Origin of the sequence: Phormidium yuhuli AB48, assembly GCF_023983615.1 — a bacterium.
Classification (GTDB): Bacteria; Cyanobacteriota; Cyanobacteriia; order Cyanobacteriales; family Geitlerinemataceae; genus Sodalinema; species Sodalinema yuhuli.
Window position 1 is genome coordinate 2,198,284 of the sequence record NZ_CP098611.1, and the last position, 13,962, is coordinate 2,212,245.

A 13,962-nucleotide genomic window follows, 5' to 3' on the forward strand; every position below is an offset into this window, starting at 1 on the left:
AGACACTCGGTGTTTTTGGAAACACCGGCTGTCTAATCAACGTTCACTCCATGAGGAGGTGACTCAGCGACGGGGTGGGGGTGGGACTTTCGACGAAGGAACGGTAAGCGTCGAGGTTGGGGAATTGCTGGAGGATGATTTCAGGTTGAGGAAGTCTTCCGGGTCGCTGGTTTAGGTAGTCGGGATAGCTGGAAAATTCCCAGTCGGCGGGGTTGGTGACGTGGTGTTCGACGGGGTTGAGGTGGATGTAACGGCTGACGTGGAGGAGGTAGGAGTTACTATCGATGTGGCGGAATTGGAAAGGTCCTTGGAAGAGTGAACCCACTCGGTTGTATCGTTTGTTGATGGCTTTGGTGTAGGAGAGGCTGAATTTTCGCATGGCTTGGGAAAAATCAGTGTTTTTGAGGTGGATGAGGAGATGGTAGTGGTTGGGGATGAGACAGTAGGCGATGAGGTCGATGTATTGGGGGTCGATGAGGTAGTGGCGGAGTCTTGTGAGGAAGTAGTGGTAGTTTTCTCGCTCGAAGAAGATGGTTTGGCGGTTGTTTCCTCGGTTGTAGACGTGGTAGTACTGGCCGGGGGTTAGGGGGGTTTTGCGAGAGGCCATGATGGGTTGGAGGTTGGGGTTTTTTGTTATTTTAGTGGTTTTTTGGGTGAGTGTTTGGGATTTTCGGTTGGGGCCAGATTCAGTAGCGGGGAAACCGAGTGTCTCCAAGACACCCGGTTTCTGGTATTCGACCCAGGTTTACCCAGATGTGGCTGGGTTAGTCGCTAGGGTCAGACACTCGGTGTTTTTGGAAACACCGGCTGTCCACAACACCTCTGAATTTGAGAAACCGAGTGTCTCCAAGACACCCGGTTTCTGGTATTCGACCCAGGTTTACCCAGATGTGGCTGGGTTAGTCGCTAGGGTCAGACACTCGGTGTTTTTGGAAACACCGGCTGTCCACAACACCTCTGAATTTGAGAAACCGAGTGTCTCCAAGACACCCGGTTTCTGGTATTCGACCCAAGTTTACGCAGATGTGGTTGGGTTAGTCGCTAGGGTCAGACACTCGGTGTTTTTGGAAACACCGGGTGTCCACAACACCTCTGAATTTGAGAAACCGAGTGTCTCCAAGACACCCGGTTTCTGGTATTCGACCCAAGTTTACCCAGATGTGGCTGGGTTAGTCGCTAGGGTCAGACACTCGGTGTTTTTGGAAACACCGGCTGTCCACAACACCTCTGAATTTGAGAAACCGAGTGTCTCCAAGACACCCGGTTTCTGGTATTCGACCCAGGTTTACCCAGATGTGGCTGGGTTAGTCGCTAGGGTCAGACACTCGGTGTTTTTGGAAACACCGGCTGTCCACAACACCTCTGAATTTGAGAAACCGAGTGTCTCCAAGACACCCGGTTTCTGGTATTCGACCCAAGTTTACGCAGATGTGGTTGGGTTAGTCGCTAGGGTCAGACACTCGGTGTTTTTGGAAACACCGGGTGTCCACAACACCTCTGAATTTGAGAAACCGAGTGTCTCCAAGACACCCGGTTTCTGGTATTCGACCCAAGTTTACCCAGATGTGGCTGGGTTAGTCGCTAGGGTCAGACACTCGGTGTTTTTGGAAACACCGGCTGTCCACAACACCTCTGAATTTGAGAAACCGAGTGTCTCCAAGACACCCGGTTTCTGGTATTCGACCCAAGTTTACGCAGATGTGGTTGGGTTAGTCGCTAGGGTCAGACACTCGGTGTTTTTGGAAACACCGGGTGTCCACAACACCTCTGAATTTGAGAAACCGAGTGTCTCCAAGACACCCGGTTTCTGGTATTCGACCCAAGTTTACGCAGATGTGGTTGGGTTAGTCGCTAGGCCCAGACACCGAGAGGGCGACCACAAAGGTACGCCCCTACGTTAATTATATTAGCACAATTCCCTCAAATTTAAGCTATACTATTAGTAGCAATAACAGGGTCTCTTATGGTTAAGAAAAAAGCTGACCTAGGCAGCAAAAAGCTCATCAGTCTTGCCCCAGAAAGCTGGGCAAGCTGGCTCACCAATTGCCCCAACATCAAAGTCGAAGAACTATTAGACTCAAACCTACAATGGGTGGGGCGAGAAAACGACAGTCTCCTAAAAGTGAGTACCCCCGAATTAGGAGAGTTCTTGCTTCTCGTAGAACTTCAGCTACGGTATCCTCGAAAAATGCCCCTGCGGCTGAGGGTCTATACCGCCTTAGCCGAAGAAAAATATGAATTACCCGTGTATCCCGTATTAATCAACATTTTGCCCCACGTCAAAGACCCACAAATCCCCAATCGCTACGAATCAGAATTTAATGGGATTCGGGCCTTGCAAGAGTATCGAGTCATCAACTTGTGGGAAGTGGATGTCAATCTCGTGTTTGAGCAAAATATCCGCAGTTTGTTGCCATTTGTGCCAATTTTAAAAGGAGGGGATGAAGAACAAGTCGTTCGTCGGGCCCTGCGGGAATTGCGGGCTGATGAAGAGTTATCCGAGTTAGAATCGTTGCTCTCATTTTTCTCGACATTTGTGTTAGAGTTGCCGGTAGTACAACAGATTATGAGGTGGGATATGGCTGTTTTACGTGAATCTCCGTTGGCCCAAGAGTTGTTCCGCGAGGGACGAGTTGAAGGACAACGGGAAGGAAAACTCGAAGGACAACGGGAAGGAAAACTCGAAGGTCAGTTAGAACTGGTGTTACGGTTATTGACTCGTCGGGTGGGGACGCTGGATGAGTCTTTAGTGCAACGAGTTCGAGGTCTGTCTTCCGAGGAGTTGGAAGGGTTGGCTGAGGCGTTGTTGGACTTTTCCGATATCTCGGACTTGCAAGATTGGTTAGCTAATTTGACCGCTTAATTATCAGGCTGAAGTTAAGAAACCGAGTGTCTCCAAGACACCCGGTTTCTGGTATTCGACCCAGGTTTACCCAGATGTGGTTGGGTTAGTCGCTAGGGTCAGACACTCGGTGTTTTTGGAAACACCGGGTGTCCACAACACCTCTGAATTTGAGAAACTGAGTGTCTCCAAGACACCCGGTTTCTGGTATTCGACCCAGGTTTACCCAAATGTGGCTGGGTTAGTCGCTAGGGTCAGACACTCGGTGTTTTTGGAAACACCGGGTGTCCACAACACCTCTGAATTTGAGAAACCGAGTGTCTCCAAGACACCCGGTTTCTGGTATTCGACCCAGGTTTACCCAGATGTGGTTGGGTTGACTGTTAGGGTCAGACATTCAGTGTTTTTGGAAACACCGGGTGTCCACAACACCTCTGAATTTGAGAAACCGAGTGTCTCCAAGACACCCGGTTTCTGGTATTCGACCCAGGTTTACCCAAATGTGGTTGGGTTGACTGTTAGGGTCAGACACTCGGTGTTTTTGGAAACACCGGGTGTCCACAACACCTCTGAATTTGAGAAACCGAGTGTCTCCAAGACACCCGGTTTCTGGTATTCGACCCAGGTTTACCCAGATGTGGTTGGGTTGACTGTTAGGGTCAGACATTCAGTGTTTCCAAAAACACCAGCTGTCCATTCCCATTAGAAGAGGTTCACTAGACCTTCATCGTCGAGTTGGGTGATTCGTTGCGAGACGACAAAGGTATTCTCAACTTTGGCCCCAATCGCTCCTCGGAGGTTTACTTGGGGAAGGTGCGCGATGAGTTTCGCTCCTTGGTCAAAGCCGAGGTATAACCCTCGTCCTCGCGTGTCAAAATAGAGTTGACCCGGAGTATTGAAGTCGATGAGGGTGGTGGCGGCGGCACTGGTGGCCCCAATGACGAAGGATTCGTGGAAGTAGCCGCTGCCGTTGATGACGTTGTCGAACTGGCCGTAGTTGCTGCCACCAAACCCGTCGGCAATGACGCCGTAGAGGGCCCCGCGACCCTGGAAGAGTTGGATGCCGGCGGCGGCGTTTAGGGTGAAGATACTTTCGTCGAGGACGATTTGGTCGCGGGTGATGTTGAAGTTGGTTAGGGTGTCTACACCAATCGCACCGGAGAAAACCCCTTGGGTGACCGTGGTGCCACTGTTGCTGGTTAGGAATTGACCGCTGGTTCCGACTAAGAGATTGCGATCGCTGAGGTCTCGGGAGAGATTCAAGTCCTGGGTTCCGTCCGTTCCTAGGGTGATGAACTGGGTGCGGTTGCGGTTGAAGGCCCCTTGCAGTTCAAAGCCAGTCTCGACTTTCGATTGGAAGACGATTTTGTTCTGACCGCCTTTGCTGAGGTTGATAAGGTCGCCGTCGCTGACAAAGCGGAAGTTGTTGGCGATTTTGGCGGCGTCGGCGGCGTTGAGGTCGAAGCCGTTGTATTGGTTGTTGCTGAAGCTGGCCTTACCACCATAGATGATGTCGTCCCCTTTGCCCACGGTGATGACGTCCGCAAACCCTCCCGATTGCATGATGTTGTTGCCGCCGGTGGCACTGAGGTTGAGGCTGACGCCGATGGACCCGCTGAGGATGGCGCCGCCTCGACGCAAACCGATGAAGTCGTCGCCGTTGCCGCCGCTGAGAGTGATGGCTTTGTCACTGCTGACGAAGTTGCCCTCGGCGTCGGTGGGGGCGCTGAGACTGTCGAGGAGGATGCTATTGTTGCCCGAGAGGGCCGTGAAACTGGCGCCGGAATAGGCGAGGTTGACGTTGACGCTGTTGGAGATGCCGCCGACGATGACTCGACCGCCGCCGAAGACGTTGGTGAGGCTGATGCTGTTTTCTCCTTCGCTACAGTCGATGACGCCGCCGTCTTTGAGGGAGAGGGCCGTGATTTTGTTTTTGCCGGTTCCTCCTTTGACTTGGCCGAAGACCGCGCCTTGGAGGAGGATGGTGTCGTCGCCGTCGCCGCCGTTGATGAGACCGCCGCTGGCCACGGAGATAGACCCGTTGACGGTGATGAGGTCGTTGCCGGCGCCGCCGTTGATGATGCCGCTGACGCTGTTGGCGACGGTGATGGTGTCGTTGCCGCCGCCGGCGTCAACGCTGCCGGAGACGTTGCCGAGGGTGAGTTGGTCGTTGCCGCCGCCGGTTTTGGTGATGCCGGAGGCGTCGCCGCTGATGTCGATGATGTTGACCTTGTCGCCGTTGTCGGCGATGATTCCCCCTTTTTCTAGGAAGAGGATGTTGTTTTGGTTGCCGATGATGAAGAAGTTGCCTTCCCCTTGAATCACGTCTTGGGCCCGGACCGTGACGGCGAGGCTGGTGTCGGCGCCGATGCCGATGTAGGTGTTGATGCCGGAGAGGTCCGGTTGGATGTATTGACCGGCGCGGAAGATGTAGGTGTTGTTGCCGGCGCCGTCGAGTCCGCCGATGAGGGTGTCTCCGGGACCGCTTTGGCTGGCGTCGAGGGTGTCGTCGCCGGCGCCTCCCATGAGGAGGTTTTTGCTTTCTTGACCCTCGGCTAGTTCCAGGTCGCCGAGTTTGGCGATGAGGTGGTTGTTGCCGGCGTTGGTTCCGGTGGCGAAGTCGTTGCCGCCGCGTAGGGTGTTGCCGATGCCGATGCCGATGACGGTGTTGTTGCCGAAACCGCTGGTCATGAAGGGGTTATCGCCCCAAAATTCGGAGTCGCTGCCGGCGAGGATGAGGGTGTCGTCGCCTTTGTCGCCGAAGGCTTTGAGGTTGGCGGCGCCGGTTCCCATGAGGAGGTCGTTGCCGCGACCGCCGAAGAGGGAGATGCCGACGCCGACGTTGACACCCAGGAGGAGGCTGTCGTTGCCGGCGTTGCCGAAGAGTTGGTGGTTGTTGCCGGCGCTGACGTAGAGGTAGTCGTCGCCGGCGTCGGTGCCTTCAAATTGACCGCTGAGTCCGACGTCGCCGAGGAGGAGGGCGCCGTCCACGCTGTCGCTTTCCAGGCGCAGGCTGTCGCTGCCGAGGCCGCCGACGAGGAGGGGGTTGTCGGCGCTGCTTTCACTGCCGACGACGAGGCTGTCGTCTCCTTGGCCGCCGTAGAGACTGTCGGGGCGGCCGACGCTGATGGAGAGGAGGCTGTCGAGGCCGCGGTTGCCGAAGAGGAAGTTTTTGCCTTGGGGTCCGCCGATGAGAACGTCGTCACCGCCACGGCCGGCCATCGTGTCGCCGCCGAGGAGTCCGAGGAGGGTGTCGTTGCCGCCGCCGCCGACGAGGATGTTTTTGCCCCCTTGGGAGATGAGGAGGTTGTTGCCGTCGTCGGGACTGTCTTCGCCGCTGCCGCCGCCGAAGAGGGTGGTGCGACTGTCGCGGGCCAGGAGGTAGTCGTTGCCTTGGTCGCCGAGGAGGATGGCGCGACCGTTTTCGTTGATGAGGGTGTCGTTGCCGTCGCCGCCGAAGACTCGGTCGCCGATGCCTCGGCTGCGGAGATAGTCGTTGCCGGCGTTGCCGAAGAGGGTGCTGCCGGGTTCGGTGGGGTTGAGGGCGCTGAGGAGGGTGTCGTCTCCGTCGAGACCGAGGATGACGCCGACGGCGGTGCCTTCGAGGAGGTTGTTGTTGTCGTCGCCGATGAGGATATTGTCTGTGTCTTCTAGGATTGTCGTCACGGGTTTACCTCCATCCATGGGGATGGGATAGGGGATGCTGAGGCAGATGTCGTTGCGAGGCTGCCCCCTCGGGCCGTCCTGAATTACTCGTGGGGACGTGATTGGGGAAGGATGAGGCTGTAGTCGTGTTTTGGTGGGGGTTTGTTCCCGGTTTTGGAAGGTTTTTTGGGGATGTGGGGGGTTGTTGGCTGGGGGAGAGAAACCGGGTGTCTTGGAGACACTCGGTTTCTGGACTGGTTGGGGGGTTGTTGGCTGGGGTTGAGAAACTGGGGGTCTTGACGTAGGGGCGAACGGCCGTTCGCCCCTACTCGGTTTCTGGTGGCTGGGTTGGGTTGGGGGGTTGGGGTTAGATACTGGGTGTTTTTGCAAATATCGGGGGTCAAGATGAAAAAAGGGCCGGCGTTGGGCCGACCCTTTGAGGTTAGGTTAATTGGATGGAATTGGGTTATTTAGTGTTCTTGAGGGTTAGAACAAGGAAATACCCGGTTGAGCGAAGTCGCCGATTCCTCCAACAGAGATAATGTCACTTGCTGGACCACTAAGGTTTAGTCCTACCGGGAGGACAGCGATGAGGTCTGCACCGCTATTACCAGTTCCTAAGTACAGTCCACCAGATGTTTTATCGTAGTACAAGGAAGTTGTTGTGCCGTTATTAAAGTCAACTGCGGCTAGCTGAGCTGACCCAGTTGCACCAAGAACGAAGGCTTCGAAGAAGGCTCCATCAGGCCTGATGACGTTGGCAGGCTCTGTGTAAACAGTACCACCACTTACAGCACCAGAACCATCAAAAATACGGCCGAACAAGCCTCCACGTCCCTCAAACGAGGCGATTGAACCAGATACAGTGAAAGGAAATGCAGTGCTGTCCAAGAAGATGCGATCGCCCGCTGCACCCGACTCAACTCGGAAACCTGTTAGAGTATCGACGTTAAACGCACCGGTGAAGAAAGCGAGAGCATCAGCAGTCGAACCAAGCGTAGTTTTGGTAAAGGCTTTTCCATCTACACCAACTAGGAAGCGGTTGGCATTGCCCACCAAAGGAGCATTACTGCCAATCTGGATAGCGCCATTGGCGGCAGATGAACCCAAAAAGCCGCTACCCGCAAAGAAGCTTTGAATGGCACCGGTCTCATTCGTGGAGCGGAAGACAACAGTGTCGTCGCCACCACTGACATCAATCAGATCACCATCACCAAAAGCGAGAAGGTTGATTGCCTCGTCTGTGCCGGCACGTTTCAGGTTAGCGAGAACGCCTAGATCGAAGCCATTGATGGCGTTACCAGAGACATTTGGAGCACCACCATAAATGATGTCATTACCCGCACCACCCTTGAGAGTATCGCCAAAACGTCCCCCCTGGATGATGTCATTGCCAGCACCACCGTCAATATTGAAGCGGACGGCATCCGTGCCACTGACGTAGGTGGCACCGGTTCCAACCCCGAGGACATCAGCCCCCGCGCCGCCGGTGATATTGATGACCGAGTTTTCACCCTCAAAGCCTTCATCCGTTCCGACACCCCGAAGGATGATTTTGTTACCGCCACCAGGACCCCCTTGCAAGGTCGCACCAGCGAGGGCTACCCCAACATTGATGGAGTCATCTCCATCTCCACCGATGACTTTAGCGCCACCAAACATGGTATCGATGGAAATCGTATCATTCCCAGCTCCACCATCAATGAGGCCAATTTCATCACCACCGGCTTGACCGAGGAATTTCGTCCGGATAATGTCATTGCCATCACCGCCTAGGACTTTACCTAAGACCGCGCCCTCAGAAATGGTAATGGTGTCATCACCCGCTCCGCCATCAAGCACGGCATTAGCCCGAACCCCATCGGTTCCAGTAACGTTAATGACGTCATTACCAGCACCACCGCTAACGGTGTTGGGAAGTGCGTCAGCATCGGTTCCGCCGACGTTCCCTAAGTTGAGAGTATCGCTTCCATCTCCAGCATTGGTTTGACCAGTTGCCTCACCAATGGAGATGAAATCATTACCCGCACCGGTTTTGACACCACCGGCTTCGATTTGATGGACGCCACTTTGGTCTCCGCTGACGACGAAGTTCGACTCACCACCAATTCGGTCGGTGGGTCGGACGGTGACCGTCGTTTCTAGGGCGTTAACACCAATGTAGGTATTGACACCAATGGTATCGAGTTCAATGGTCTGCTGGTTACCAAAGATGTAGGTGTTGTTCCCTTCACCGCCGTTGGGACCGCCGATGAGGACATCTCCCGGACCACTGCTGCCAGCGTTGATAGTATCGTCACCGGCACCACCCCAGAGGGTATTGTTGGTTGCTTCACCTTCGGCGAGTTCAGGAGCAATGGCGATAATTTGGTTATTGCCAGAGTCAGTTCCGGTGGAGTTTTTGTTCCCTGCCCGCAGGACATTGCTCTTCCCGGTGATTTGGATGAAGTTGTTACCGAAACCGGTGGTGATATTGGGATTATCACCCCAGAACTCAGAGTCGCTACCGACGAAGATTAGGGTGTCGTTTCCTTTATCCCCGTAGGCTTTCATGCCCGTTACAGCACTGTCCGCATCAGTTCCACCCAGGAGGACGTCGTCGCCGCGACCGCCAAAGAGGGACACGCCAACGCCGATGTTGACGCCGACTTTAAGGGTGTCGTTACCGGAGTTGCCGAAGAGTTGATGGTTTTCACCGGATTCGGCTAAGAGATAGTTCTTACCTTCATCGCCGTCAGACCCACCGAAGGTGCCGTCGGGGTTGACGTCACCGACTAAGATAGCTCCGTTAACTTGTCCATCAGAGCCTGCGATAATGAGGGTATCGTCACCGACTCCACCAAAGAGGCGTGGTGCATCGGCGGTACTTTGGGCAGTGACCTCAATCATGTCATTCCCCTGTCCACCAAACATGGTGTCGGGGTTATCTTTGGCACGGGAGAAGAGCATGTCGTTCCCCTTGTTGCCAAACAGGAAGCTTGCACCCCGGGGACCACCAAAGATGGTGTCGTTGCCGCTGTTGCCGGCCATGGTGTCGCCACCTTCTTCACCGACGAGGCTATCGTCACCGCCGCCGCCTTTGAGGATATTTTTGCCGCCGAGGGACAGAAGGATGTTTTTGCCTTCGTCTGAACTGGGTTCACCGAAGCTGCGACCGCCGAATAGGGTGGTGTTGCTGTCTTTGGCAATGATGAAGTCGTTTCCTAAGTCACCGTAGATAATGGCTCGTCCGTTATCGTTGACGATGGTGTCGTTACCGCGTCCGCCAAAGACTCGGTCGCCAATGCCTCGGCTACGGATGTAGTCGTCACCGGCGTTCCCGAAGAGGGTGCTGCCGGGTTCGACGGCGTTGAGGGCGCCGATGATGGTGTCGTCGCCGTCTCGTCCTTGGACTTCTTGGACTTCGGTACTGACGAAGTTTTCGCCGTTTTCGCTGAGAAGCACCCGATTGTCGGTTGCTTCTTGCATCATCATTTCGTCGTTATTTTCGATATTAGTCACTGACTGCTCCTCTTCTTCGCTTATAGGTTTGCGTATTGTACCGTTGCGGAGCGGTACGGGTTTGGTCTCAGTTTGGCTGTACGCATAACAGTCGCCAATTTACCGCATAAATGCTGGTCTTGTCTAGCTGTCTGTTTTATTAGTCTCCGTTGGGGGGGGGATTGTTCCCGGAAGAAGGGGGAAGAGGGGAAGAGGGAACAGGGAACAGGCGGAGGGTTGGTGGGGTGGCTGGGGGCGAGAAACCGGGTGTCTGGGAGACACTCGGTTTCTGAGGGGTGGGTTGGTGGGGTGGCTGGGGGTGTGTTGGTGGTGGGCCGTCGGGGGGGCGATCGTCTGGGGGAATTGATGGGGCAGGCTTACACTGGAAATATGATAGGTAGAAGGGTTGACACTTTCTGTTTTGTGTGGTATGTGGCTGGAGGGGAGAACCCCAACCCCTAACTACTGCCTCTTGCCTTCCCCTCCTGGGAGGGGCAGGGGTGGGTTATGCCTTTTGCCTTCTTCCCCGTGCATCGAACATTCAGGGTTACACTATATGTATATTCGCCATCAGTCTGTTACGTTTGCTGTGATTGGTTGCATCTCGTTGGCTTTGACTTCGGTGGGGGTGAATCGCTCCCTGGGTCGGCTGACTCCTTTTCCATTGCTCTACTCGCAACCCGTTCCAACTCCTCCTGATGAAGAAATCCCAGATGGTACATCCGGGGGGGGGAGTCGGGCTATGTTGCGGGTGGGGGTGACTGATGTTCATTTAGACTCCCTAGCAGCCGCATGGCGCGATCTCTGTTTTCTGACTCCACTGGGCGATGGCCTCAGTCTTCGTTAAGGTCGTCGGGATGGGGAGGGTTTCCTCCCTCGGGACGACGGCGTTCGTCTCGGAATTTTTCGGGCCATCCCCCCCAGGATTATGGACCTGGGGTCTGTGATTGGTTACAGGGCTATTGGCGAGGGGTGCTGAGAACGGCACTACTGGTGGCTCTGTTGGTGGGGTTGGTTACGGCCCTGGGAGGGTTGGCGGCCCTGGAACGGGGGCTGCTCGATCGCTGGATGCGTTGGCGACCTCTGGAACGCCTGGATGAACGGGTGGTGATTGTGGAGGTGACGGAGGGCGATTTACGCCGTATCGGGGAGTTGCCTCTGTCGGATCAGTTGCTGGCTCAGGGGCTGGAACGGTTGATTCAGGGGCAACCTCGGGTGATTGGTCTGGATTTATATCGGGATATGCCCCAGGAACCGGGACACGATCGCCTACAGGAGATTTTGGAAACGACCCCTAATCTAATTGGCATTGAGAAAGCTCTGGAGGAACCGGTAGCCGCCCCCCAGACGTTGCAGACGGCAGGACGGGTGGCTCTAGCGGATGTGTTGGAAGACCGGGATGGGGTGGTCCGCCGCGCCTTGGTTTCGGTGATGCTGGAGGGGGAGCCACGGATGACCCTCAGCACTCATTTGGCCTTAATGTATCTGCGGGAGGAGGGGGTGACCTTAGACCCGTCCCCCAATTGTCGCAGTTGTTACACCTTAGGTCAGGCTCAGTTGCGGCCCCTGCCACACCAGATGGGGGCCTATTCTGAACCGACTCGGGGGGGCTATCAGCTCTTGCTCAATTACCGCCGAGGCAACCCGAGTTTCGATCGCATTGGCTTTACTGAGTTATTAGAAGGACAGGTATCGCCGGAGCGTTGGCGGGACCGGGTGGTCTTAATTGGCAGTACGGCGGTGAGTGGTAAGGACTTTTTTGGTACGCCCTATGGCTTAGGTCCGAGGGCCATGAGTGGGGTGGAGGTTCAGGCTCAGATGACCAGTCAACTGTTGGCGGCGGCCCTGGATGGACGGGCCCTGCTGCGGGTGTGGACTCTGGTGCAGGAACTGTTCTGGCTGAGTGGTTGGAGTCTGTTGGCCACGGCGAGCCTCTGGTGGCTGCTGGGCTGGGGCCGCCAGGGAGCCCTGGATAGCCTGGGCGTGGGGGGGGTCCGCTTGGGCGATCGGCTTCCCCTGCTGTTGCTGTTTACGCTCCATGTGGGGGTCTATTGGCTCCTGTTAGGGGGGTTGGGCTATTTGGCGTTTCGGGGAGGCTGGCTGATTCCCGTCATCTCCCCGGGAATGGCGACGCTGGGGGTAAGCATCTGGGTGAGCCATCACTATCGCTATTGGCAGTTGCAACGGAGTCATGCTCAATTGGAGGTGGTGAATCTGCGCTTATGGGAGTATTCCCAGGAGTTGGAACAGAAGGTGTGCGATCGCACTCAGGCGTTAGAGATTGCCAAACAGCAGGCGGAGGAAGCGAACCAAGCCAAGAGTGAGTTCTTAGCGAATATGAGCCATGAATTACGGACTCCTCTCAATGGACTGCTGGGCTATGTGGATTTATTGCAACGGGATTTGTTGGCGACCCCAGGGCGGAATAGTATTAGCCCCACCCAAGCATTGGAGACGATTTCCGACTGTGGCCGTCATTTGCGCCTGCTGATTGAGGATATTCTCGACTTATCGAAGATTGAGGCCCGTCAGTTAGAGTTGCAGGTGACGGAGTTTGAGTTATTGACCTTGTTGCGGGGGGTGGAACGGCTGTTTCGCTTACGCGCTCAGGAACAGGGGATTCATTTCGACTGTGAGTTTGACCCCCAACTGCCGACGTTTGTGCGGGGGGATGAGCATCGCTTACGACAGGTGTTGTTTAACTTATTAAGTAATGCCATTAAGTTTACGGATTGGGGACGGGTGGCGTTACGGGTGACGTTGGTGGACGGGCCGCTTTCCTCATCTGAGGGAGTGAGGGAAGGGGGGCCGACCGTGCCAGTTTATATTGATTTCCGGGTGGCGGATACGGGAGTGGGGATGACGGCGAAAGAGATTGAACAGATTTTCCGCCCCTTTCTTCAGGTGGGCCAGGCTCAAAAACGCCGTGAGGGAGCGGGTTTGGGATTGGCAATTTCTCAATCGTTGGTGGAGAAAATGGGAGGACGGTTACAGGTAGAGAGTCAGTTGGGTCGGGGGACAGTGTTCTGGTTTGCGATTCCTTTGGCAGCGTTGCGAGTTGGGGAATCGTCTGGGGTAACGGGTTGGCCGGGGGTACGGCGGCGGACTCTGGTATTAGAGGGAGAGGCGCCTCGGGTGGCGGTTCTGGATGGGGATGGGTTGAGTTGTGAGCTATTGCGGGACTGGTTGGCGGAGTTGGGCTGTGTGTTGGTGTCTGGGGAAGTGCCGGATTTGGTGTTTGTAGGGAATAGGGAACAGGGTTACCACAGAGGCACAGAGGACACAGAGGAAGAGGAGGGGGGAAGAGGCAAGAGGCAAGAGGCAAGCGGGGAAGAGGGGGCTGTGGGGCGGTTGCGGGCCTGGCGGGAGGCTAATCCGGGGTTGAAGTGGGTGGTTTGTTCGGCGAGGGCGTTTGAGGGCGATCGGTTGGCGGCGTTTGAGGCTGGGGCCGATGGGTTTTTGACGAAGCCAATTTCTCGGGAGGCGTTGGTGGGGGTGTTGTCGGAGTTGTTGGATTGTCGTTGGCGGGATGAGGAGCGGTTGTCTGGGGGGAGGCTGTTGGGGTCTGTTCCGGCTGAAGAGCGGCTGACGGAGGAGCAGTTGGAGATATTACGGGGGTTGTTGTTGCGGGGGAATTTACGACAAATTTCCTTGCTGGTGAATGAGTGGCGGTTAGAGAATCCGGCATTGGCTCCGTTTGCCAAGATGGTGGTGGGCTATTGTGAGGGGTTTCAGGTTTGGCGGTTGCGGGCGATTTTGGGGGTGGGGAATGGGGAGTAGGCAGTAGGGGAAGCGGTAGGATGTGTTCGGGCGTTGATTCGTTGGAAGACCTAGATGTATCGATTCCAACCTGCCCGAACGCATCACTTGGGGATGTGGTAGAAGGGAGGGTTGGGGGGTGGGGTTGGGGCGAGGGGTCAGAAACCGGGTGTCTGGGAGACACTCGGTTTCTTTTTGGGTGGGGTTGGGGCGAGGGGTCAGAAACCGGGTGTCTG

At 55.6% G+C, this 13,962-nt stretch carries 5 protein-coding genes; 2 read left to right on the forward strand and 3 right to left on the reverse strand.

Features of this window, described 5'->3' with window-relative positions; translation table 11 throughout:
* Positions 1-43: 43 nt before the first annotated feature.
* Complete coding sequence (locus tag NEA10_RS09455) at positions 44-607, reverse strand: transposase (RefSeq protein ID WP_252665092.1); 564 nt, start codon at positions 605-607, stop codon at positions 44-46.
* Positions 608-1,963: 1,356 nt separating this feature from the next.
* Between NEA10_RS09455 and NEA10_RS09460 the strand changes: the two genes are divergently transcribed.
* On the forward strand, positions 1,964-2,863 hold the full coding sequence (locus NEA10_RS09460; protein WP_252665093.1) for a DUF4351 domain-containing protein: 900 nt from the start codon (positions 1,964-1,966) through the stop codon (positions 2,861-2,863).
* Between the two features lie 681 nt (positions 2,864-3,544).
* Here the strand turns inward: NEA10_RS09460 and NEA10_RS09465 are convergent.
* Both NEA10_RS09465 and NEA10_RS09470 read right to left on the reverse strand, forming a co-directional pair.
* Complete coding sequence (locus NEA10_RS09465) at positions 3,545-6,526, reverse strand: beta strand repeat-containing protein (protein WP_252665094.1); 2,982 nt, start codon at positions 6,524-6,526, stop codon at positions 3,545-3,547.
* Between the two features lie 447 nt (positions 6,527-6,973).
* Entirely contained in the window at positions 6,974-9,988 is a 3,015-nt protein-coding gene (locus tag NEA10_RS09470) for a calcium-binding protein (RefSeq protein ID WP_252665095.1), read from the reverse strand.
* 771 nt (positions 9,989-10,759) lie between these two features.
* Between NEA10_RS09470 and NEA10_RS09475 the strand changes: the two genes are divergently transcribed.
* Positions 10,760-13,747 carry a CHASE2 domain-containing protein gene (locus tag NEA10_RS09475; RefSeq protein ID WP_252665096.1) on the forward strand — a complete coding sequence of 996 codons (2,988 nt, stop codon included), beginning with the start codon at positions 10,760-10,762 and terminating at the stop codon, positions 13,745-13,747.
* The last annotated feature ends 215 nt before the right edge of the window (positions 13,748-13,962 follow it).

Coding starts and splice junctions, on each gene's coding strand:
- NEA10_RS09465 (WP_252665094.1), bottom strand. CDS start 6,526: ATGGATGGAGGTAAACCCGTGACGACAATCCTAGAAGACACAGACAAT.
- NEA10_RS09460 (WP_252665093.1), top strand. CDS start 1,964: ATGGTTAAGAAAAAAGCTGACCTAGGCAGCAAAAAGCTCATCAGTCTT.
- NEA10_RS09475 (WP_252665096.1), top strand. CDS start 10,760: ATGGCGCGATCTCTGTTTTCTGACTCCACTGGGCGATGGCCTCAGTCT.
- NEA10_RS09455 (WP_252665092.1), bottom strand. CDS start 607: ATGGCCTCTCGCAAAACCCCCCTAACCCCCGGCCAGTACTACCACGTC.